We start from the raw sequence: 22,912 nt of genomic DNA on the forward strand, positions 1-22,912 counted from the left end.
ACTCGAGCATTGTCTGGAACCGTTTGGGGAATCATTACGCCCTCTCGGGGTCCGAACAGTGCTCGCCAACCCGGCATTTGTCGCTGGCCGTTGGTTTCATGATCTGTTTTCGGCGAGGGTTGCTCGTGATTGTTAGTCCCCAAAAAGCATCAAGAATCCCCGGCATCCGGTTGCGCAAGGCCCTGATGGCCAGCATGGCCCTGGTTGGCCTGATGAGCGCGGGCCAGCTGTGGGCATTCAATCTTGACGATGTTGCAGCCAAGGCAAAGGATCTGGCCGGCCAGAAGTACGAGGCACCGAAAAGCAACCTGCCGGCAGTGTTCCGCGACATGAAGTTCGCGGACTACCAGAAGATCCACTTCCTGCAGGAAAAGGCCGAGTGGGCCAAGGACAAGACTCCGTTCAAGCTGTCCTTCTACCACCAGGGCATGCACTTTGACACACCGGTGAAAATCAACGAAGTCACCGCGACCAAGGTCGAGGAAATCAAGTACGACCCGAGCCGTTTCGAGTTCGGTGACGTGCCACACGACCCGGATACCACCAAGAACCTGGGGTACGCCGGTTTCCGTGTGCTGTACCCGATCAACAAGGCAGACAAGCAGGACGAAATCATGACCCTGCTGGGTGCCAGCTACTTCCGCGTAGTCGGCAAGGGCCATGTATACGGCCTGTCGGCCCGTGGCCTGGCCATCGACACCGCGCTGCCGTCGGGCGAGGAGTTCCCGCGCTTTACCGAATTCTGGGTCGAGAAGCCCAAGCCGGCTGACAAGCATTTGGTGATCTACGCCCTGCTGGACTCGCCGCGTTCCACCGGCGCCTACAAACTGATCCTGCGCCCAGGCACCGACACCGTGGTCGACGTGCAGTCCCGCGTGTTCCTGCGTGATCAGGTCAGCCGCCTGGGCATTGCCCCGCTGACCAGCATGTACCTGTTCGGCCCTAACCAGCCGTCCAAAGTGCTCAACTACCGGCCGGCCCTGCATGACTCCGAAGGCCTGTCCATCCACGCTGGCAACGGCGAGTGGATCTGGCGCCCGCTGAACAACCCGAAACACCTGTCGGTAAGCAACTTCAGCGTGGAAAACCCACGCGGTTTCGGCCTGATGCAGCGTCAGCGTGCCTTCAGCGACTACGAAGACCTCGACGACAACTACCAGAAGCGCCCAAGCGCCTGGATCGAGCCGAAGGGTGACTGGGGCAAGGGCACCGTCGACCTGGTCGAAATCCCGACTGCCGACGAGACCAACGACAATATCGTGGCGTTCTGGAGCCCGGAAAAGCTGCCTGAACCCGGCAAGCCGTTCGAGTACGACTACCGTCTGCACTTCACCATCGACGAACCCAAGTTCCAGGCCCCTGACCTGGGCTGGGTCAAGCAGACCCTGCGCTCCACGGGTGACGTCAAGCAGTCCAACCTGATCCGCCAGCCAGACGGCAGCGTGGCCTTCGTGGTCGACTTCGCCGGCCCGGCGCTGGCTGCCCTGCCTGAGGACACTCCGCTGCGCAGCCAGGTCAGCGTGGGCGACAACGCCGATGTGGTCGAGAACAACCTGCGCTATAACCCAGAGACCAAGGGCTGGCGCCTGACCCTGCGGCTGAAGGTCAAAGAGGCCAACAAGTCGACCGAAATGCGTGCCGCGCTGGTGCGTGATGTGCCAGCCGAACCGGCCAAGCCTGCCCAGGACGCCAAGCAGGACAAGGCCGCCGCCAAGCCTGCCAAGGCCGACAAAGCGGACAAGGCCGCCAAGGCCGAACAACCTGCCGCCGACGCGGCGCCCACCAACGGGGCCCCGGCCACCACCGAGAAGGTGCTGACCGAGACCTGGAGCTATCAGTTGCCTGCCGATGAGTAACTCAAGCGCAAGGCCGGAATCGCTTGGCGAGTACCTGGCCCACCTACCACTTGGCGACGAGCAGCGGGCAGAACTGGCCAGCTGCACCTCGTTCAGTGAGCTGCACCAACGCCTGGCGGCCAACCCGGCCGCCAGCCCTGCCGAGGCCGTGCAGGCCTCGGTGGGCCCGCGCCTTACTGTAGGCAGCGCCGCGGAGCTGGAAGAGGCCGAAATGCTCGGCGTCGACGGCAGTGGCCGCCTGTGCCTGAAGATTGCCCCGCCTATCAAGCGTACCAAGGTCGTGCCGGAGCCGTGGCGCACCAACCTGTTGGTCCGCATGTGGCGCCGCATGACCGGCCGCCCCAATGCGCCGCAGCCGCCCAAGCGCGAGCTGCCGGCAGCGCGCTGGCGCACGGTCGGGTCGATCCGCCGTTATATCCTGCTTGCCCTGATGATCGGTCAGACCATCGTTGCCGGCTGGTACATGAAGAGCATCCTGCCGTACCAGGGCTGGTCGTTCGTCGACCTCGACGAAGTGCTCAACCAGCCGTTGTGGGATACGGTGGTGCAGGTATGGCCCTATGCCTTGCAGACTTCCATCCTGATCCTCTTCGGCATCCTGTTCTGCTGGGTGTCGGCGGGCTTCTGGACCGCGCTGATGGGCTTCCTGGAGCTGCTCACCGGGCGCGACAAGTACAAGATCTCCGGCAGCAGCGCCGGCAACGAGCCGATTGCGCCCGAGGCGCGTACCGCGCTGGTGATGCCGATCTGCAACGAGGACGTGCCGCGGGTATTCGCCGGCCTGCGGGCGACGTTCGAATCGGTGGCCGCCAGTGGCAACCTCGACCGTTTCGACTTCTTCGTGCTCAGCGACACCAACGACACCGACATCGCCGTGGCCGAACAGCAGGCCTGGCTGGACGTGTGCCGTGAAACCAAAGGCTTTGGCCGGATCTTCTACCGCCGCCGCCGGCGGCGCGTTAAGCGCAAGAGCGGCAACCTCGACGACTTCTGCCGTCGCTGGGGTGGCGAGTACAAGTACATGGTCGTGCTCGACGCCGACAGCGTCATGAGTGGCGAATGCCTGAGCAGCCTGGTGCGCTTGATGGAGGCCAACCCGGACGCCGGTATCATCCAGACCGGGCCGAAAGCCTCGGGCATGGACACCCTGTATGCACGCATGCAGCAGTTCGCCACCCGCGTGTACGGCCCGCTGTTCACTGCCGGGCTGCATTTCTGGCAACTGGGCGAGTCGCACTACTGGGGCCACAACGCGATCATCCGCATGAAGCCGTTCATCGAGCACTGCGCCTTGGCGCCGTTGCCGGGCAAGGGCGCCTTCGCCGGCGCCATCCTGTCCCACGACTTCGTCGAAGCGGCGTTGATGCGCCGTGCCGGCTGGGGCGTGTGGATCGCCTACGACTTGCCGGGCAGCTATGAAGAGCTACCGCCGAACCTGCTTGACGAGCTCAAGCGTGACCGTCGCTGGTGCCACGGCAACCTGATGAACTTCCGCCTGTTCCTGGTCAAGGGCATGCACCCGGTGCACCGTGCGGTGTTCCTCACAGGGGTCATGTCGTACCTGTCGGCACCGTTGTGGTTCCTGTTCCTGGTGCTGTCGACCGCGCTGCTGGCGACCAACACGCTGATGGAGCCGCAGTACTTCATCGAGCCGTACCAGCTGTACCCGCTGTGGCCACAGTGGCACCCGGAAAAGGCCGTGGCGCTGTTCTCCACCACCATCGTGCTGCTGTTCCTGCCCAAGCTGCTCAGCGTCATCCTGATCTGGGCCAAGGGCGCCGTCGAGTTCGGCGGGCGAATCAAGGTCACCTTGTCGATGCTGATGGAGATGCTGTTCTCCATGCTGCTGGCGCCTGTGCGCATGATCTTCCATACCCGCTTCGTCCTCGCGGCGTTCCTCGGTTGGGCGGCGACCTGGAACTCGCCGCAGCGCGACGACGACTCCACACCGTGGAGCGAAGCGCTACGCCGGCATGGCCCGCAGACGCTGCTGGGCATTGCCTGGGCCGGGCTGGTGGCATGGCTGAACCCAAGCTTCCTGTGGTGGCTGGCGCCGATCGTCGGTTCGCTGATGCTGTCGATTCCGGTATCGGTCATTTCCAGCCGCACCCGCCTGGGGCTGGCGGCCAAGGACGAGAAGCTGTTCCTGATCCCCGAGGAGTACGCGACGCCGCAGGAGCTGCTGGCAACCGACCAGTACACCCACGAAAACCGCTGGCATGCCCTGCATGACGGTTTTGTGCGTGCCGTGGTCGACCCGCGGCAGAACGCCCTGGCCTGCGCCATGGCCACGGCCCGCCACGGGCAGGCGGCGCCGATCGAGGCGCTGCGTGCCGAGCGCGTGGCCAAGGCCATCGAGGTCGGGCCGAAAGGGCTGGACCTCAATACCCGCCTGGCGTTGCTCAGCGACCCGGTCGCCTTGAGCCGCCTGCACGAGCAGGTATGGGCCGAGCACAATGCGGCGTGGATCGATGTGTGGCGTGCCTCGATCAAGAACGACCCGCATTCGCCGCTGCTGCCGTTGCATCCGGAGAATGAAGGCCAGCCGGCACTCGCCGGCGCCTGACCGGCCTTTTCGCGGGCACGCCCGCTCCCACAGGGATCCGCATTTCCCTGAGGGAGCGGGCGTGCCCGCGAAGCTTTAAGGGCCCAACCCTGATTTTGGCCAACAAAGTCCCCCCCAGTGCTAGGTCCCCAGGCCGGCATGCGTTAGCATCCCTCTCCGATACGAAGCATCGGCCGGTACGGCCGTGCCAACACAATAAGATTCGCTACTTTTCTTGCTAGGGGACTTGGTGATGATCAAGAAATACCTTTCGCGACTGCTGGTCGGTGTCACCGCCCTGGTCGCCGTGACAGCGGCGCAGGCCGGCGCCATCGATGATGCGGTCAAGCGCGGCACCTTGCGGGTGGGCATGGACCCGACCTACATGCCGTTCCAGATGACCAACAAGCGTGGCGAGATCATCGGCTTCGAGGTCGATATCCTCAAAGCCATGGCCAAGTCGATGGGCGTCAAGTTCGAGGCGGTGTCCACCGCTTACGACGGCATCATCCCGGCGCTGTTGACCGGCAAGTTCGACATGATCGGCAGCGGCATGACCCTTACCCAGGAACGCAACCTGCGCCTGAACTTCAGCGAACCCTTCATCGTGGTTGGCCAGACCCTGCTGATCCGCAAGGAGCTGGCAGGCGAGATCAAGTCGTACAAGGACCTGAACAACGAGAAGTACCGCCTCACCTCCAAGCTTGGCACCACCGGCGAAATGGTTTCCAAGAAGCTGATCGGCAAAGCCAAGTACCATGGCTACGACAACGAGCAGGAAGCCGTGATGGATGTGGTCAACGGCAAGGCTGACGCCTTTGTCTACGACGCGCCCTATAACGTGGTGGCGGTGGACAAGGCCGGTGCCGGCAAGCTGCTGTTCCTCGAAGAGCCCTTCACCTACGAGCCGCTGGCCTTCGGCTTGAAGAAAGGCGACTACGACAGCATCAACTTCATCAACAATTTCCTGCACCAGATCAAGCACGACGGGACCTACGATCGTATTCACGACAAGTGGTTCAAGAACAAAGACTGGCTGAAGGAAATGGAATAAAAGCTGGCTTCAAGCCGCAAGCTTCAAGCTGCAAGAACAAGCGGGTCGGTGTACGGTCCGCTTGTGCTTGCAGCTTGGAGCTTGCGGCTTGACGCTTTCTGGAGTACCCACGTGATCAAACACAAGAAAGCCCAGTGGCCCTGGCACGGGCTGACCGCGCTGGTCCTGGTGGGCCTGGCGTTCAGCCTGTACATGGCCACCTCGATGATTTCCTACGAGTGGCGCTGGAACCGCGTCCCGCAGTACTTCGCCTACAAGGCCGAGGAAACCCAGCGGGCAGCCGATTACGGCACCGTGCAGGAAATCGTCATTTCCGGCGATAACGCCCGCGTGACGCTGAAGGACGAAAGCGGCGCCGAGCAGGTGCTGGATGTGGACGCGGACAGCCTGCAACTGAGCCGCGGCGATGATGTTGCCGAGGGCGACCAGATCGGTGTGACCCGCCACTGGGCCGCCGGGCCGCTGGCCTGGGGCCTGTGGACCACGCTATGGATCTCGGTCGTGTCCGGCGCCTTGGGCCTGGTGATCGGCCTGTTCGCCGGCCTGTGCCGGTTGTCGACCAACCCGACCCTGCGCGACCTGTCGACGGTGTACGTCGAACTGGTGCGTGGCACCCCGTTGCTGGTGCAGATCTTCATCTTCTACTTCTTCATCGGTACCGTGCTCAACCTCTCCCGCGAATTTGCCGGGGTGGCTGCACTGGCGTTGTTCACGGGCGCCTACGTGGCAGAAATCGTGCGGGCCGGGGTGCAGTCGATTGCCAAAGGCCAGAACGAAGCTGCGCGTTCGCTGGGCCTGAACGCCGGCCAGTCGATGCGCCACGTGATCCTGCCGCAGGCTTTCAAACGCGTACTGCCGCCCTTGGCCGGCCAGTTCATCAGCCTGGTCAAGGACACCTCGCTGGTGTCGGTGATCGCCATTACCGAACTGACCAAGAGCGGTCGCGAGGCCATTACCACCTCGTTCTCCACCTTCGAGATCTGGTTCTGCGTGGCAGGCCTGTACCTGCTGATCAACCTGCCGCTGTCGCACATTGCCAGCCGGCTCGAGCGGAGGCTTGCGCAAAGTGATTGAAGTCCGTGACCTGCTGAAAATTTTCGACACCCGCGGCCAGGTGGTCCGGGCTGTGGATAACGTCACCACCCAGGTGGCCAAGGGCGAAGTGGTGGTGGTGCTGGGCCCGTCGGGCTCGGGCAAGTCCACCTTCCTGCGTTGCCTTAACGGGCTGGAGCACTTCGACCAGGGCCATGTCGCCATCGACGGCCTGCAACTGGCTGACCCGAAGACCGACATCAACGCCTACCGCCGTGAAGTCGGCATGGTGTTCCAGCATTTCAACCTGTTCCCGCACATGACCGTGCTGGAAAACCTGTGCCTGGCGCAGAAGGTGGTGCGCAAGCGCAACAAGGCGGACCGTGAGGCCAAGGCGCGGGCGTTGCTGGAGAAGGTGGGCATTGCACAGAAGGCCAACGAATACCCGTCACGGCTTTCCGGCGGTCAGCAGCAGCGTGTAGCGATTGCCCGCGCCTTGTGCATGGAGCCCAAGGTCATGCTGTTCGATGAACCGACTTCTGCGTTGGACCCTGAAATGGTCGGCGAGGTGCTGGACGTGATGAAGACCCTGGCCCAGGAAGGCATGACCATGGTCTGCGTCACCCACGAAATGGGCTTTGCCCGCGAAGTGGCCGACCGGGTGCTGTTCTTCGATCACGGCAAATTGCTGGAAGACTCGGCCCCGGCCGCGTTCTTTGCCGCGCCGAAAGACCCCCGCGCGCAGGCCTTCCTGCGCCAGGTGCTTTAACCTGCACCGGCCTCTTCGCCGCTAAAGCCGCTCCTACACGCAACGTGGTCGGTGTAGGAGCGGCTTTAGCCGCGAACACCGGCAATGCCGGTGCCATCCAGTGCGATGTCTGCGTCGCGGCCCTCAGATATTGAACCGCCCGACCATCCCCCGCAGCTGCTGCCCCAGCTGTTCCAGCTCGCCGCTCGACATCGCTGTCTGCTCACTGGCCGCACTGGTCTGGTCCGACACATCCCGCACATTCAGCACGCTCCGGTTGATCTGCTCGGCCACCACGCTCTGTTCTTCGCTGGCCGTGGCGATCTGCTGGTTCATGCCCTGGATGTTCGACACCGTGTTGGTGATCTGGCCCAGGGCATCGCCGGCCCTGCGGCTCAGCTCCACACTTTGTTCGGTCAGCTGCTTGCTGTTGTCCAGCAAGCGGGTGACCTCGTCGGTGCCGCTGTGCAGGCTGTCGATCAACTGGCCGATCTCTTCGGTTGCCGTGGAGGTGCGCTGGGCCAGGCCGCGTACCTCGTCGGCCACCACGGCGAAACCGCGCCCGGCTTCACCGGCCCGTGCCGCTTCGATGGCGGCGTTCAGGGCCAGCAGGTTGGTCTGCTCGGAGACCGACTTGATGACATCGAGAATGCTGCCAATCCGCTGGCTTTCGCCCGCCAGGTGATGCATGGCCGCCAGGCAATGGTCCATCTGCCCGGCCAGTTGCTCGATGCGGCCGATGGCTTCGGCCACCACCTGGTCGCCCACCTGAGCCTGCTGGTCGGCGCTGGTGGCGGCCTGCGAGGCCTGCTCGGCGTTTTGCGCCACTTCCTGAACTGTGGCGCTCATCTGGTTCATGGCGGTGGCAACCTGGTCGGTTTCCTCGCGCTGCTGGTTGATGCGCAGCTTGGTGTCTTCGCTGCTGGTCGCCAGCTGCGAGGCCGCCTGCGACAGCTGGCCGACGCCCTGGTCGATGCCCCCGATCAGTTCGCGCAGGCTCAAGGTCATCTCCCGCATGCTGGTCTGCAACTGGCCCATTTCGTCACGGCGCTGCACGGTGTCGACCTGGCTCAGGTCGCCCTTGGCGATGCGCGCCGCCACCGCCAGGGTCTGGCGCAAGGGTTGGGTGATCTGCAGGGTGATCAGCCAGGCAGCCAGGGCCCCCGCTACCAGTGCCAGCAACGCAACGCTGGTCAGCAGCGAGCGGGCGGCCAAGGCTTCGCGGTCACGTTGCTCGACCTTGCGTTTACCCAGTTCCAAGCTGAGCGCGCGCAACTCGTTGCCCATTCGCTCCATGTTGTTCTGCAATTGCTCGACCCGCACGGCGGCGCGCCGGTATTGGTCCAGGCTGGCGCGGTATTTGGCCAGCTCGACACCGGGCTGCTCGCTGACAGCGTGTGGCAGGCCAAGCGGCGCCAGGCCTTTGAGCAGTTGCTCGAGGCTGGCCTGGGCTGCGTCCAAGGCGCTGTCGCCGACTTTGGCAAAGTCCTCGACCGGGGCGAACGTGTAGGCGGGTACCAAGCTTTGCTGGTTGGCACCGTCCACTTGCCGGCTGAGGGTGTCCATTTGCGCCAGGGTACCATTTTGCTGGCTGTGGGCCGGCATGTTCAGCAACGCCTGGGTCTGCAGCTCGTCGATGGCATCGTTGAGCTTCTGCTCCTGCTCCTGCATTGCCTGGCGCAAGGCCACCCGGTTGGCGACGGTGCGCTGCAACTCGGTGAAGTCATCGCGCAGGCGCTGCAGCAGGGTCAGCTTTTCGGTCAGCATCTGGCGCGACTCATCGACGTTGCTGCGCTGCTGCAGGGTGCTGAGCATGCTGTTGAGCTGGTCGAGGATGCTGCCGATAGTGGCCTTGCTGGCGTCGTCGTTGAGCACGCGGAAGGTGATGCGCTCTGCGCGCAGGTCTTTGGTCAGGTCGTTGATCCGGCCGATTTCGCTGAGCTGTTGCGAGCGGACGATGGCGTCGTCCAACGCACGCCAGCCGCTGATGGTGGTGGCCAGGGTAAGCAGCAGGACCACAGCGAAGCCGAGGGCCAGCTTGGCAGCCACGCTGATGTTGCCGAGCTTGCGGTTGAGGTAGCCGAGCATGGTGAGTCTCCGTGCGAAAGGGGGAGGGCATGCAGGCGTATTGCCGGCATGACACCTTTGCCCATCGGCAGCGGAGCTGTAGGACTTGACCTGATAATCAGGTAGGAAATTTCGCTGCGGCTAGTAGGAAATGTGTCGCCTGTGCCTGGCCGCTCCGCGCCGAACTGACGCGAAGAGGCCAGGCACACCCGATCAGAGCCTGAAGCGCCCCACCAACCCTTGCAAATGGGTGCCCAGCCGCGCCAGCTCCACGCTGGAGCTGGCCGTCTCCTCACTGGCCGCCGAGGTCTGGTCGGAAATGTCCCGCACATTCATCACGCTGCGGTTGATCTCTTCGGCCACGGCCGTTTGCTCTTCTGCCGCGGTGGCGATCTGCTGGTTCATCGCCTGGATCGACGACACGGTACGGGTGATGGTTTCCAGCGAGTTGCCGGCGCGGCGGGTCAGCTCGACGCTGCTGTCAGTCAGTTGGCGGCTGCTGTCCATCACGCTGGCCACCCGCTGGGTTCCGCTTTGCAAGCCGGCAATCAGTTCTTCGATTTCTTCGGTCGACTGCTGGGTGCGCTGGGCCAGGCTGCGCACCTCGTCGGCCACCACGGCAAAGCCGCGCCCGGCTTCGCCTGCACGGGCAGCCTCGATCGCTGCGTTGAGCGCCAGCAAGTTGGTCTGTTGAGCCACCGACTTGATCACGTCGAGCACGCTGCCGATCTTGTCGCTCTCGGCCTTGAGCTGGTTCATCGCTTCGCTGGAGTTGATCACTTCGCCGGCCAGGCGCTCGATCTGCGCCACCGCTTCGCCCACCACCCGGTCACCTTCACGGGCCTGCTGGTCGGCCATCAAGGCCGCTTCCGAGGCTTGCTCGGCATTGCGTGCCACGTCGTGCACGGTCGCGGTCATCTGGTTCATGGCAGTCGCCACCTGATCGGTCTCGACCTTCTGGTTGTTGACCCCGGCGCTGGTCTGCTCGGTCACCGCCGACAGTTGCTCGGCCGCACTGGCGATCTGCGTTACCCCATCGCCGATGCCACCGATCAGCTCGCGCAAGCCTTGGGTCATGCGCTGCATGCTGGCTTGCAACTGGCCCAGCTCGTCACGGCGGTCTACCGGCAGGTTGTGGCTGAGGTCGCCGCTGGCTACCCGCTCGGCGGCGCTCAGGGTCTGGCGCAGGGGCACGACGATCTGCCGGGTAATCGCCCAGGCTGCCAGCAGGCCAAGGGCCAGCGCCAGCACGGTGGCGATTAGCAGCAGGGTCTTGGCCTGGGCGGCAGCGCTATCCCGTACGGCGGTCTGGGAAGTGGTCATCGCCTCGCTGGTCTGCAGCAGCGCGGCGCCGAGCTCGACCATGCGTTGCAAGGCTTGATCGCTGGCCGTCTGGGCTGCGCCGAACTGGTTGACCGCATCCCGGTAGCCGCCCATGGCAGTGGTAGCGTCGTCCAGGCTGGCGGCATAGTCGGCCGGTACCTTGGCCGGCAGCGCGCGCAGTTCCAGCAAGGCCTGGTCGATGGCTTTGAAGGCGGTTTGCTGGTACTCGGCATTGCCGCTGTAGGTATAACCGCGTACCTGGAAGCGGGCTTGCTGCAGCAGGGCGTTGACCTCCACGGCGGACTGGTATTGGCTTATGTCGCCGCCCTGGCGCAGGCGCTGTTGCACCCGGTTCAGCAGTTCCACGGCCTTGTCGGCGCTATCGCCGAGCACTGCGCGGCTTGCCTCGCGGCGTTGGCCGGCCTGTTTCAGCTCGCCCAAGGCCTGCTGGTAGCCGCGCACGGCCTCGCGCTGCTGTTCCAGGCGCTGGTGGTCGGCGGGCTGCTCGATCTGGCCGAGCATCACTTGCACCTGGCGGTCCAGCGTAGCCAGGGCTTTTTCCACGTCTGCGATCGAGGCATCGTCACGCTCGCGTTGATAACGCTGGCGGGCGATACGCAGTTCCTGAGTGTGCTGCTGAATGACCGAGATATTCCCCAGCTTGTCGCCACGGCCGATGATGCTGTCCATGCCGTGCCAGCCGGTCAGGGTGATGGCCACAGTCAATAGCAGGACCAGGCCGAAACCCATTCCCAGTTTGCGGTTCACGCTCATATTGCCCAGCGATTGGGCTAACCATTGATACATGTAGACTCCCGGTCGGCTTGGCAGCACGAAACTTTGTTGTGTTGCCAAGGCCATCGGCCCGGGAAGGGGAAACTTGATGGGCGATTAGGTGGCGTTTGCGTCAGAAAATGCGCGAAAGCAGCGCAGTGACGGCCGTTTCCACGCGCAGAATGCGCTCACCCAGCTGCACGGGCGCCAGGCCTGCCTTGCCCAGCAGGTCGATTTCGTAAGGAATCCAGCCACCTTCGGGGCCGATGGCCAGGGTCACGGGCTGGTCCACGGCGCGCGGGCAGGCAGGGTACGGGCCGGGGTGACCGACCAGGCCCAGGGTACCAGCAGCGATCGCGGGCAGGCGGTCTTCGACGAACGGCTTGAAGCGCTTCTCGATGATCACCTCGGGCAGTACCGTGTCGCGGGCCTGTTCCAGGCCGAGGATCAGGTTGTCCCGAATGTTTTCCGGCTGCAGGAACGGCGTTTGCCAGAAGCTTTTCTCGACCTTGTAGCTGTTCAGCAGGATCAACCGCGGTACACCCAGGGTAGCCACGGTCTGGAACAGCCGGCGCAGCATCTTCGGGCGGGGTACAGCCAGTACCAGGGTCAGCGGCAGTTTGGCCGGCGGTTGCTGGTCGAAGGCCACCTCCAGCTCGGCCTGGTGCGGTGCCAGGCGCAGCACCGTGGCCTTGCCCATCAAGCCGTTGACGCGGCCCACGCGCAGCTGGTCGCCGACCGCCACGCGGTGGATTTCCTGCATGTGGGTGAAGCGCCGGTCAGCCAGCACCACGCGGTCGGCCGAAACGAAGTCGGCCTGTTCAAGCAGCAGCAGGTTCACGGTTGAGTCGCTGGCGGCTGGTCGTTGGAATCGTCGGCAGTTTCGTCGTGGGCACTGCGCTTGCGCACCAGGCTGCCGCACAGCACGCCGACTTCGAACAACAACCACATGGGCACGGCCAGCAGGGTCTGCGAGAAGATGTCCGGTGGCGTGAGGATCATGCCGACCACGAAGCAGCCGATGATCACGTAAGGGCGGATCTTCTTCAGGTACTTCACGTCGACCACGCCGATCCACACCAGCAGCACCACCGCCACCGGGATCTCGAAGGCCACGCCAAAGGCGAAGAACAACGTCATCACGAAATCGAGGTAGTTGGCGATGTCGGTCATCATGGCCACGCCTGCCGGGGTGGCTGCCGCGAAGAACTTGAACATCAGCGGGAACACCAGGAAATAGGCGAACGCCATACCGGCATAGAACAGCAGGATGCTCGACACCAGCAGCGGGATCGCGATGCGCTTTTCGTGGCGGTACAGCCCCGGCGCGATGAAGCCCCAGATCTGCTGGAGGATGAAGGGGATGGCCAGGAACAGCGACACGATCATGGTCAGCTTGAACGGCGTGAGGAACGGCGAGGCCACGTCGGTGGCGATCATCGTTGCATTGGCCGGCAAGTGATCACGCAGGGGGGCGGAGACCAGGGTGTAGATCTGCTGGGCGAAGGAGAACAGCCCGGCAAAGATGAGGAAAATGACCGCAACGCAGCGCAGCAGGCGGGTGCGCAGTTCGGTCAGGTGCGAAACCAGCGGCATTGGCTGGTCGTGTTCCGGATTCTCGCTCATGGGGCTCGCGGCGGTTGAGGCGGTTCAGTGGTTGTGCCCGGGGTGGCCGGTGTTTCCACTGGCCTGGCTGCGACCCCGGCGGGTGGCTGCACGGTGGCGGTGGTCACGGGCGGCTGTGCCGGTGGCGTCAGCGGGTTGAGGATGCGCTTGGCTTCCTCTTCCATCTGCAGGATGTGCTCGTTGTGCAGCTGGCGGCGGATGTCGTCGGCGCCGATTTCACGCTCCACTTCCATCTTGATGCTGTTGAAGCTGCGCTTGAGCCGCCCGATCCACAAACCTGCGGTGCGGGCGGCGCCTGGCAGGCGCTCGGGGCCGAGCACCAGCAGGGCGACCAGGCCGACGAGCAGCAGCTCGCTGAAACTGATGCCGAACATGGGTCAGTCTTTCCGCTGTGGCTCTTGGACCGGCTGTGCCTGGCCCTCGATGGTGTGGCCTGGCTGTGGCTGGGCGGTGTTCTGCACTGGCGGCACAGGCTGGGCAGGCGGCGGGGTTTGCTCGGCCGGCTTGTGCTCTTCATCGTTCATGGCCTTGCGGAAGCCCTTGATCGACTCGCCCAGGTCACTGCCGAAGTTCTTCAGCTTCTTGGTGCCGAATACCAGCACCACGACCACCAGCAGGACGATCCAGTGTTTCCAGTCAAAGATACCCATTTCGTACTCCTGAAAAATGTCAGTGAAGCTTCAGGGGCGCCCGGCGCCCCCCGCAAATGCATCAGGCAGAAGGCGTTCGCGCAGCCTTCTCATCATGCCCGGACAGCCCGAAGCGGCGCTCCAGCTCGTCCAGCACCGCTTGCGGATGCTGGCCCAGCGCGCTGAGCATCACCAGGCTATGAAACCACAGGTCGGCGGTTTCGTAGATGACATCGCTGTAATCCTTGCTGTGCGCGGCGTCCTTGGCGGCGATGATGGTTTCGACCGACTCTTCGCCGAGCTTTTCAAGGATCTTGTTCAGGCCCTTGTGGTACAGGCTGGCCACATAGGAGCTGTCGGGCGCCGCTTGCTTGCGTTCTTCAAGCACGGCGGCCAGGCGGTTGAGGGTGTCGCTCATGTCAGTGTCCTGCGCTGTAGATGGCATCCGGGTCCTTGAGGACCGGGTCGACGATTTTCCACTGGCCGTCTTCGTAGACGCGATAGAAGCAGCTTTCCCGGCCGGTATGGCAGGCGATATGGCCCAGTTGCTCGACCATCAGGATGATGACGTCGGCGTCGCAGTCCAGGCGCAGTTCATGCAGCTTCTGCACATGCCCGGACTCTTCGCCCTTGCGCCACAGCTTGCCACGCGAGCGCGACCAGTAGATGGCGCGTTGCTCGGCGGCCGTGAGCGCCAGCGATTCGCGGTTCATCCAGGCCATCATCAGCACCCGTCCGGTCTTGTGGTCCTGGGCGATTGCTGGCACCAGGCCATCGCTGTTCCACTTGATCTCGTCCAGCCAGTCTTTCATCGTCGACTCCAAAGCGAGCCCGCTCCTGTACCGGGCCATTTGCGCTAGTGTGCCAGCCACAGGCGCGGCTGGCTATTGGCGCACGATCAGGTAAAGGCCGGCGGCCAGCATCAGCCAGGCGGGCCAGGCTGCAGGCGCGGCCAGGCTGGCGGCCTCGGCAGCACCCGCGGCCAGTACCGCGCCCCCGCCCAGCAGGCCGGCACCCAGCAGGCGCAGCGCCCAGCGGTCGCCCTTGCGGCGCTCTGGCAGTTGCGGGTCATGCAAATGCGGTTGCGACAGGCGTTCGAGCAGGTCGCGGGTCATACCGGCCAGGTGCGGCAACTGCTCTACCTGGCTGTGCAGGTTGCCGAACATGGCCTTGGGGCTGTAGCGCTCGCGCATCCAGCGTTCCAGGTAGGGCTTGGCGGTGCTCCACAGGTCCAGGTCGGGGTACAGCTGGCGGCCCAGGCCTTCGATGTTGAGCAAGGTTTTTTGCAGCAGCACCAACTGCGGCTGCACTTCCATGTTGAAGCGCCGTGCGGTCTGGAACAGGCGCATCAGCACCTGGCCGAAGGAAATATCCTTTAACGGTTTTTCGAAGATCGGTTCGCACACGGTGCGGATCGCGGCTTCGAATTCGTTGACCTTGGTATGCGCCGGGACCCAGCCCGAATCGATGTGCAACTCGGCCACACGCCGGTAGTCGCGCTTGAAGAAGGCAAACAGGTTGCGCGCCAGGTAGTCCTGGTCTTCGGCGGTGAGGCTGCCGACGATCCCGCAGTCGATGGCGATGTACTGCGGGCTCCACGGTTTGACCGTGCTGACGAAGATGTTGCCCGGGTGCATGTCGGCATGGAAGAAGCTGTCGCGGAACACCTGGGTGAAGAACACCTCCACACCCCGTTCGGCCAGCAGCTTCATGTCGGTGCGCTGGTCGGCCAGGGTAGCCATGTCGGTCACGGGCACGCCATAGATGCGCTCCATGACCAGCACCTTGGGGCGGCACAGGTCCCAGTACACCTGGGGCACGTACATCAGCTCGGACCCTTCGAAGTTACGCCGCAGCTGGCTGGCATTGGCCGCTTCGCGCAACAGGTCGAGCTCGTCGTAGATGGTTTTTTCGTAGTCGCCGACGATGTCCACCGGGTGCAGGCGGCGGGCATCGGCCGAGGCGCGCTCGGCGGCCTTGGCAATCAGGAACAGCCAGGCCAGGTCCTGGGCGATGACCGGCTTGAGGCCGGGGCGTACCACCTTGACCACCACCTCTTCGCCCGTTTTCAGGCGCGCGGCATGCACTTGGGCGACCGAGGCCGAGGCCAGCGGCTCGACGTCGAAGCGGCTGAACAGCTCGCCCACCTTGGCACCCAGTTGCGCTTCGATCAACGCCACGGCGTGTTTCGGGTCGAATGGCGGCACGCGGTCCTGCAGCAGCATCAGCTCGTCGGCGATGTCGGGGGGCAGCAGGTCGCGGCGGGTGGACAGCAACTGGCCGAACTTGATGAAGATCGGCCCCAGGTCCTGCAGCGCCAGGCGCAGACGTGCGCCACGGTTGAGCTCGGACGGCTTGCGTGGCAGCCAGCGCCACGGCATCAGCAGGCGCAGGCTGGCCAGCCACCAGGGCAGCAGGGGTTGATCGAACAGCAGGTCATCCAGGCGGTAGCGGATGACCACACGCTGAATGCGGAAAAGGCGGCGGACGGCGAGCAGCTTCATGCGTTATAGCTGGAATCAAGGGATCGGGAAAGGCGCTTGAGGCGCGCCTCAAGGCGTTCGGTGTCGAGTTTCAGGGCATCGAGTTCGCTGAAGGCAGCCTCGGCTTCGCGCTTGCCGACCAGCGTGCGCGACTCTTCGGCCAGGTACTCGGACAAATTCTGGCTGAAGCGCGCCAGGCCCTGGCGGGTCCAGCGCGCGCGCAGGCGGATGTGGCCGGCCAGCATGGCCGTGGCCACCGGGCCGAGCCAGCGTTGCAACTCGTGCTCCCAGTCCAGTTCCAGGTCCTGCAGCACACCGAACAGGTCGAGCAGCACGGCGCTGTCGCCGTGCAGTTCGACCTGCGGGCTGTGCAACACGCCAGTCTTGTCCTTCGCCATGGCCAGTTGCGCCAGGCTGCCGGCCGGGGCGCGCAGGCTGCAGTCGACCTCGCCTTCCCAGTGGGCGGCGAGCATCAGGCCCTCTTCATCGGGCAGGATGAACACCTGCAAGGCCGGTTGGCGGCAGTCTATCTCGATGACCTTGCCCGCCAGCGCGCCCAGCCGCGGCAGGGCCGTGCTGTCCATGCGCAGGACGCGGTTCAGGCCCTGTTCGACACTGGCGAGCAGCCCGGCCAGCAGCATCAGGGCTTGATTCCCCGGTGCACGGCAACAATGCCGCTGGTCATGTTGTGGTAGGTGACGCGGTCGAAGCCGGCCTCGACCATCATGCTTTTCAGGGTTTCCTGGTCGGGGTGCATGCGGATCGACTCGGCGAGGTAACGGTAGCTTTCGGAGTCGTTGGTGATCAGCTTGCCGGCCAGGGGCATGAAGGCGAACGAGTAGGCATCGTAGGCCTTGGACATGAGCTTGTTGGTCGGCTTGGAGAACTCCAGGATCAGCAAGCGGCCGCCGGGCTTGAGTACACGCAGCATCGAGCGGATGGCTGCATCCTTGTGGGTGACGTTGCGCAGGCCGAAGGCGATGGTCACGCAATCGAAGTGGTTGTCCGGGAACGGCAGCTTTTCCGCGTCGGCCTGCACGAATTCGATGTTGCCGGCCACGCCGCGGTCCAGCAGGCGGTCACGGCCAACCTTGAGCATCGAGTCGTTGATGTCGGCCAGTACCACTTGCCCGGTCGGGCCGACCAGGCGCGAGAACTTGGCGGCAAGGTCGCCGGTACCACCGGCGATGTCCAGCACGCGGTTGCCGCTGCGCACACCCGAGAGCTCGATGGTGAAGCGCTTCCACAGGCGGTGCATGCCGCCGGAGAGCACGTCGTTCATCAGGTCGTACTTGGCAGCTACCGAATGGAATACCTCGGCAACTTTCTTGGCTTTCTGGCTTTCAGGTACGTCCTGGTAGCCGAAATGGGTGGTGGGTTCGGCGTGGTCGCCTTTGCGCTGGTCGTTCATATCGCTTCACCGGAAAAAATTACCGCCATTCTAGGGCGAACGGGCGGATTTGTCTTGGCAGGGTGTGCCGGTGGCCGGGGGCGGGCATAATGCCGATTATGTCTACATCTTCAGGAACACCCGCATGACCCAGATCAGCGTCGAACGCAAACACTCCCTCGGCCGTGACGCCGCCCGTGCCAAGGCCCAGGCGCTGGTCGACAAGCTCAGCCGCGAGTACGACCTCCAGGCCACCTGGAACGGTGACCGGGTCGATGTGGCGCGCAGCGGCGCCAAGGGTAGCGTGCAGATCGGCGAAGACAGCATCCGCGTGGAGCTGAAACTGGGCATGATGCTGTCGATGATGAGCGGCACCATCAAGGGCGAGATCGAGCGGGCGCTGGACAAGGCACTGGCCTGACGCCCGCTTTATTCAGCTGGCGGGGAACGGGATCAGGTCTTCGATCTGGTCCAGGCGCAGGTCACCCCGGTACACCTGGCAACGCTCCGCCGAAGCCTGTGCCCGTTGCAAGCGCTCGTCGCGGCCCATGGCCTCCGGAAACTTCAAATGGCCTTTGGCAAAGCGCCGGGCATTGGCGGTGGCGGTGGTGTAGTGGAAGTGCGCCTCCCAGAGCTTCTGCCTGGGCTGCAGGCGATAGATGTCGTACACATCCAGAAAGTCATTGGCCTTGAGCTGTTTGCGCGCCCTGTTCGGGGTGATTTCGACCTCGCGGGCCTCTACCAGAAAGCGCAGGGCCTTGCTGTCCGGGTAGCGGGTGCCAAGGTAGGCGCTGGTCAAGAGGCGCTGCTTTTCAGCGCGCACTTCGGTAATGGCCTGTTCGATCCTGCTGGCCAGTGGTTGCTCCCGTTCAGGGCCGCTGCGCAGGTTACCGGCGATTTCCGCCAGGTCCTGCAAGTAGAAATCCAGCAGGTCGGCCAGGCTGTTGGGCCCATCCAGGTGGCGCGCGGCGTGGTTGAGCCTGGCCGCCTGCTGGCTCAGCAGATCATTGCCTATGCGCCGCAGGCGCGCGTAGTCAGGCGCCGGCGTGGCGGGGGCAATGGTGTCCCAGTGATCGCCTTGCTGCTGGTAGCGTGCAACGGTTTGCTGGGTCATCGGGTCGATCTGCACGGTTTCGCCAGCCTCCTCGGTTTCCTCCACCACCAGCGACCTGCCCCGCGCCGTGCGGATCACCTTGCGTCGGACGGCCCGCACCCTGTGGGTCAGCGGTTGCTCGGGTACTGCATCCTGGCGATCGGTCGCGGCCGCCAGGTTGGCCATGTCATCCTCGCCCAGGCTTATCAGTATATTGAGCTCAACGATGTAGGCCTCGAGTTGGCTGCTGTCCACCGCAGGCATGTTGCGTGAAAGCAGGTACTGGGCATTGCTCAGGGCCAGCTTGTATTCGCGAAGGGCGCTCTCCAGGGGCGCCTTCTGCTGTTCGGGCGTCAGGCCGGCGGCAGCCAGGCTGTCGTGGCTCAGCAGCGCTTCGTGAAAATGCTTGCTGCGCAGGGTTTGCTGGGCGAGCAGGGTACTTTCGAAATCGTCTGCGCTGAGCCGGTCCCTGCGGACGACGAGTTGATGCAGGTCACTGATGATCTGGGCGCGGGTAATGAGGGTCGAGTACTGCCGGGTGCTGATGATGCCGTCGAGCTTCTTGCGTTTGCCGGGGAACTGGATCTGCCCGTCTTGCATGGCCTCGGCAAGATTATGGTCCAGGCGTTGGCTGACACTGAGGATGCGCCTGTGCACAGCCAGTGCGGCTTCGATGTGCTTGCTGAAGTCCAGGTACAGCTCTGCCTGCTCCTGGCCGAACGGCAATTGCACCAGGCGACGGGACTGGGTCTTGAGCACCTCGTAGTCATTCATGTCGAGCAGGCGGCGGAACTGCTGCAGGTCAGTTTGCAGCAACTGCTCCCACCATTGGCCACGGACAAATGAAGCGGTGGCTTGCGGGTCGAACCTGAGGTACTTCGGTTCGCCCATGCGGGTGTAGAGTTGTATCTGCTCCCTGATCAGCGTGGCCTGTTTCTCATAGGTGAGTGCCAACACATCGAGGTTGGCGCGCGTCTCCTGGCGAAGCGCCTGCAGGGCGCGCAGGCTTTCCTGCAGGTGCTCCGGCAAATTGTCGAGCGAAGCGCCGGGGTGCTCATCGAGCGACTTCAGGAATGCCTCGAGTGCCTGGTCGTAGGGTTCCACCCGCTTCAGGTAGACACCGATGAAGGTTTCCGTGTTGTTGAGCTTTTGATCATTGGCGACACGGGTCGCCAGCAGGGTGTTGAATGCCTCGGTTTTTTCGTTGATCAGTGCTCGGGCGCTTTTCGGCATGCCCCCGGCAAGGTGCAGGTCCAGCATCCATTCACCGTTCCAGCGTTTCAGCCAAGGGCCACGGCTGCGTTCGCGGCTGGGGAGGTAATAGCCGTCAGGCTCCGCCCCCCATGACTGCGACCATTCGCTCTGGCTCAGCGGCGGCCCCATGATGCGCATGCCGCTCCAGCTCTCGACCACTTCGTAAGGCACGTGCTGCAACTGCACGTAGTAGCGCCCATCCAGTGCATACAAACCGCGCATGCGCCCGCTGGCCACCGGTTGCAGCCCACTCAGGCTGACCGCGGCGCGCAGGCGTTCGAGGGCGGCGCGGGCGTCGCGCGGCAGGTTGCCGAGCCGTTGGTCATGGCCCCATTGGCTGACATTCAGCGCTGTCGGCTGGGCTGGCTCGGCGAGGGCTGTCCAGGTTTGCTGTTCCGGTAACCGATCGGCCAGCACGGCCGGCGCCCGACGCGGCGGGGCCTGGTATGCGGGTTCCGGCGGTGTGCGGGCAATGGCAGGGCCGTGGGCCAGCAGCATGGCCAGGTTCAGCAGGATATCTGCGCCAGCGAGCCATTTTTCCTGGTCGCTGCCGGCGGTCAACGCGTTGAGGTCATGCCGGATGCCGAGCAGGGCGGTCACCAGCCAGGCCAGCATGCCTGCCGCGCCACGCAGCAGCGGCGTGACCGTATTGAACGCCACCCAGGCGAACTGCTCGACCAGCGCCCAGCGCAGTTGTTGGTTGGACACGCTCTGCCGTGAGGCCAGCAACAGCAGAACCTCGGCCCGGGCCTGGTAAATCCGGTTGTCTAGGTCGTCGGCCCAGGGGCTGAAAGCCAGTGTGACCGGCACCCTCAGGCGCTCGATGGCAAGCCCCACCAAGGCAGCCCCGGGCGCCAGCAGATGGGCCACCTCGGCCAGCCCGGAATGCAAGTGGGGGTGAACAAAGCCGCCATCGGCGTAAATGGGGCGGGCGTCGTCATCCAGCCAGATGAGGATGTCCTGCTGCAGGGCGTGTTCGGTACGGATGCAGGTGATCAGTTGTTGGCGGCTATCGAACTGCCTGATGGGCTGCCGGGTGTGCATCGGCCGGTACAGTAGCCAGGCCCCGGTGGTGGGTACTTCGATGACGAACATGCCATGCACCGGGTTGCTCTTCGGGCCGCCGGGCACGCTGTTGAATGCCAGCGGCGCCAGCTTCAGCGTGCCGCTGGCATGGGGTTGCCGCCGGCAAAAATCGGCGATGACCTGCCAGGTGCGCTCGTCCAGCTGGGCCATGATCTTGGCCTGCAGCGCGCTCAGCAGCAGGCTTGTGCGCCATTCTTCGGCAAAGCGTTGGCGCCGTTGGTCGGCGTCGTTGCCACGTTGCAACTGGTCGTGAACGAATAGCGGGTACTGGCCGCCGATATCCACGCTGTCGACCAGGGCGGCGACGTAATCGAGGTTCATCCAGCTATCCAGTGGCTGCTGGTCGGCGCGTTGGATCGCCGCTGCGACCTGCTCGCCGCCTGGCGGCAGCCGGGTGATGGCCAGTTCTGTCAGGCTGATGGTTCTCAGGTACTCGAGCCGCGCCGGGCCGGTGGAGGAAACCTGCACCACCTGGGCAAGGCTGATCAGCAGCTGATCAGGGTCGTACGGGACCTGCGCAGGGTGGTCATTGCGCATGTGTTCCCGCAAGCGGCGAACCGCGTACTGCTGCAAGTCCTCGATGCCGTCCAGGGACGAACCACCCTGGGCCAGCATCTGCCTGGCCGACAGCGCCAGCAACGCCGTGTGGTACTCGAAGCGATCAGTCAGGCTGGCGTTGCTGAGCCAGTCCGGAAACCCTATGGCCGGGGTCGATGGCTGAAGCACAAAACTTGCCGGGAATACCCATGAAGGGTCGCTGAGGGTGTAGAAGCGCTCATCCAGGTCGCTAGCCTTGTCGCCTGGGCGAAGCTGCAGCCGATCGATTCTTTGCAGCAGGCCATTGAGCAGCTGCCGGGCCTGGTAGGCGAACGGGTCCTCGCCCAAGGGCGTGCAGGCCCAGGACATAGAGTCGAACGCATGCTGCTCACCGAGCGCTTCGTGCAGGGCCCGGGAAAAAGCAGCCAGATCATCGAAGCTGCGCACGGTGCCCGAAGGCTGGCACCACAGAATGAGCTCACGGGTACCTTGCCTGCCCGTGACCAGCAAGTCCGGCAGCACCCATTGCAGGGTGTCCCCGGGGCTGGCAAGGGAAACCTGCAGCGCTTGCACCTGTGCCGCGGCGTGGCTTTGGGCCAGCAGCGGGTACAGCAGGGCTTTCTGGTCATGGTCCAGGCCCTGGCGCTCAAGCGTACCGAGCAGGGCGGCCTTGAGCACTTGCTGCAGCCATTGCAGGCGGGTCACGTCCGAGTCTTTCTCGCAGCCATTCCAGAAGCTGACCTGCGCCCGCTGGAAGGTCTCGCTGAGGGTAGAAAGCATGTTGTCGAAGTCGGTGTTCAGGTCTTCCATGCGCAGGTCGATGGCCGGGGCGCTGTCTTGCGGGCGAAAGACCAGCGGTGGGTTCAGGCTCAGCTGGTCGGTCGGCTGCAGCGCCATGGGCTGGCCATTGAAAAAATGCGTCAGCAGGGTATCGACCAGCTGGCCTGACGCTGTCGGCGGCTGCCCATTCACCCCGCGCAGGATGCTGAAGCCCTGGATCGATTGCAGCTGTGGGTGCTGGCTGCGCGTCCACGGGTAGCGTGCCGCGATGACCTCGAAGCCTGCGCGGGCGATGACCTCGCGCAAGCGCGGGCGATTGGCGAACTGGGTGGCTACAAGCTGCCTGAACGAGAGGGGCGATGACGATGGCATGGCAGGAGGCTCCGATTGATGGGAGCCGAATGCTGGAGCAGCGGGCTGCTGCGTCTGTGGTAGATAAAGCAGTGCGCCGATCTTAGGGTGAAGATTCTAATTCCTGCCTCTACCTTATGCTCAAGCCCACCCTCCATGGGCGGTTCCTCCTCCACTCATGAGCATGAGGTACAGAGCATGGCCAAAGTGAATGTGAAGAAAAAGGCGGACGCGCCGGGCACGCTGGGTGAGGTGCGGGGTTACGCACGCAAGATCTGGCTGGC

The 22,912-nt window shown here is 64.1% G+C and carries 18 protein-coding genes and 2 pseudogenes; 7 read left to right on the forward strand and 13 right to left on the reverse strand.

Features of this window, described 5'->3' with window-relative positions; genetic code table 11:
* The first annotated feature begins 125 nt into the window (after positions 1–125).
* The 5 genes from APH30_RS07635 (at position 126) to APH30_RS07655 (ending at position 7,256) form a co-directional block, all read left to right on the forward strand.
* Positions 126–1,856 carry a glucan biosynthesis protein G gene (locus tag APH30_RS07635; RefSeq protein ID WP_218186802.1) on the forward strand — a complete coding sequence of 577 codons (1,731 nt, stop codon included), beginning with the start codon at positions 126–128 and terminating at the stop codon, positions 1,854–1,856.
* On the forward strand, positions 1,849–4,422 hold the full coding sequence (gene mdoH, locus APH30_RS07640; RefSeq protein ID WP_054912121.1) for a glucans biosynthesis glucosyltransferase MdoH: 2,574 nt from the start codon (positions 1,849–1,851) through the stop codon (positions 4,420–4,422). The genes APH30_RS07635 and mdoH overlap by 8 nt, the downstream gene beginning before the upstream one ends.
* Before the next feature lie 235 nt (positions 4,423–4,657).
* Entirely contained in the window at positions 4,658–5,455 is a 798-nt protein-coding gene (locus tag APH30_RS07645; RefSeq protein WP_033690660.1) for a transporter substrate-binding domain-containing protein, read from the forward strand.
* Between the two features lie 111 nt (positions 5,456–5,566).
* A complete protein-coding gene (locus tag APH30_RS07650; protein ID WP_054905298.1) occupies positions 5,567–6,529 on the forward strand; it encodes an amino acid ABC transporter permease in 963 nt (320 codons plus the stop codon).
* Positions 6,522–7,256, forward strand: coding sequence for an amino acid ABC transporter ATP-binding protein (locus tag APH30_RS07655; protein ID WP_029886375.1), 735 nt, complete (start codon positions 6,522–6,524; stop codon positions 7,254–7,256). Before APH30_RS07650 ends, APH30_RS07655 begins: the two co-directional genes overlap by 8 nt.
* 123 nt (positions 7,257–7,379) lie before the next feature.
* Here the strand turns inward: APH30_RS07655 and APH30_RS29875 are convergent, their stop codons facing one another.
* From APH30_RS29875 to ubiE, 12 genes and pseudogenes are all read right to left on the reverse strand, one after another.
* Positions 7,380–8,273, reverse strand: a complete 894-nt coding sequence (locus APH30_RS29875) for a methyl-accepting chemotaxis protein (RefSeq protein ID WP_370593834.1) — start codon at positions 8,271–8,273, stop codon at positions 7,380–7,382.
* 9 nt (positions 8,274–8,282) lie between these two features.
* Positions 8,283–9,323 (reverse strand): annotated as a pseudogene (locus APH30_RS29880) (methyl-accepting chemotaxis protein); the annotation flags it as partial.
* A gap of 192 nt (positions 9,324–9,515) precedes the next feature.
* Positions 9,516–11,432 (reverse strand): methyl-accepting chemotaxis protein, encoded by a 1,917-nt coding sequence (locus APH30_RS07665; protein ID WP_054912123.1) that lies wholly within the window; start codon positions 11,430–11,432, stop codon positions 9,516–9,518.
* A 100-nt stretch (positions 11,433–11,532) separates the two neighbouring features.
* Complete coding sequence (locus APH30_RS07670; protein WP_054912124.1) at positions 11,533–12,240, reverse strand: 16S rRNA (uracil(1498)-N(3))-methyltransferase; 708 nt, start codon at positions 12,238–12,240, stop codon at positions 11,533–11,535.
* Positions 12,237–13,025, reverse strand: coding sequence for a twin-arginine translocase subunit TatC (gene tatC / locus APH30_RS07675; protein WP_009684304.1), 789 nt, complete (start codon positions 13,023–13,025; stop codon positions 12,237–12,239). The genes APH30_RS07670 and tatC overlap by 4 nt, the downstream gene beginning before the upstream one ends.
* Positions 13,022–13,399 carry a Sec-independent protein translocase protein TatB gene (gene tatB, locus APH30_RS07680; RefSeq protein ID WP_009684305.1) on the reverse strand — a complete coding sequence of 126 codons (378 nt, stop codon included), beginning with the start codon at positions 13,397–13,399 and terminating at the stop codon, positions 13,022–13,024. The genes tatC and tatB overlap by 4 nt, the downstream gene beginning before the upstream one ends.
* Positions 13,400–13,402: 3 nt before the next feature.
* Positions 13,403–13,675 carry a twin-arginine translocase TatA/TatE family subunit gene (locus tag APH30_RS07685; protein WP_029886370.1) on the reverse strand — a complete coding sequence of 91 codons (273 nt, stop codon included), beginning with the start codon at positions 13,673–13,675 and terminating at the stop codon, positions 13,403–13,405.
* Between the two features lie 61 nt (positions 13,676–13,736).
* Positions 13,737–14,072, reverse strand: coding sequence for a phosphoribosyl-ATP diphosphatase (locus APH30_RS07690; protein ID WP_009684306.1), 336 nt, complete (start codon positions 14,070–14,072; stop codon positions 13,737–13,739).
* 1 nt (position 14,073) lies between these two features.
* Entirely contained in the window at positions 14,074–14,466 is a 393-nt protein-coding gene (gene hisI / locus APH30_RS07695) for a phosphoribosyl-AMP cyclohydrolase (protein WP_003249284.1), read from the reverse strand.
* A gap of 72 nt (positions 14,467–14,538) precedes the next feature.
* Positions 14,539–16,158: a ubiquinone biosynthesis regulatory protein kinase UbiB gene (gene ubiB, locus APH30_RS07700; protein ID WP_029886369.1), complete on the reverse strand. Its 1,620-nt coding sequence runs from the start codon at positions 16,156–16,158 to the stop codon at positions 14,539–14,541.
* Positions 16,155–16,778, reverse strand: coding sequence for an SCP2 domain-containing protein (locus tag APH30_RS07705; protein ID WP_054912125.1), 624 nt, complete (start codon positions 16,776–16,778; stop codon positions 16,155–16,157). Before APH30_RS07705 ends, ubiB begins: the two co-directional genes overlap by 4 nt.
* Positions 16,778–17,548, reverse strand: a complete 771-nt coding sequence (ubiE, locus tag APH30_RS07710; protein WP_009682367.1) for a bifunctional demethylmenaquinone methyltransferase/2-methoxy-6-polyprenyl-1,4-benzoquinol methylase UbiE — start codon at positions 17,546–17,548, stop codon at positions 16,778–16,780. Before ubiE ends, APH30_RS07705 begins: the two co-directional genes overlap by 1 nt.
* 124 nt (positions 17,549–17,672) lie before the next feature.
* Here ubiE and APH30_RS07715 point away from each other — a divergent pair, with 124 nt between their 5' ends.
* Positions 17,673–17,948: a polyhydroxyalkanoic acid system family protein gene (locus APH30_RS07715; RefSeq protein WP_009682366.1), complete on the forward strand. Its 276-nt coding sequence runs from the start codon at positions 17,673–17,675 to the stop codon at positions 17,946–17,948.
* A 12-nt stretch (positions 17,949–17,960) separates the two neighbouring features.
* On the opposite strand, the gene APH30_RS07720 is transcribed toward APH30_RS07715, so the two are convergent.
* Positions 17,961–22,649 (reverse strand): DUF6543 domain-containing protein, encoded by a 4,689-nt coding sequence (locus tag APH30_RS07720; protein WP_054912126.1) that lies wholly within the window; start codon positions 22,647–22,649, stop codon positions 17,961–17,963.
* Between the two features lie 177 nt (positions 22,650–22,826).
* Between APH30_RS07720 and APH30_RS07725 the strand changes: the two are divergent.
* Positions 22,827–22,912 (forward strand): annotated as a pseudogene (locus tag APH30_RS07725) (poly(3-hydroxyalkanoate) granule-associated protein PhaI); the annotation flags it as partial.

Origin of the sequence: Pseudomonas sp. NBRC 111127 (assembly GCF_001320345.1) — a bacterium.
Classification (GTDB): Bacteria; Pseudomonadota; Gammaproteobacteria; order Pseudomonadales; family Pseudomonadaceae; genus Aquipseudomonas; species Aquipseudomonas juntendi.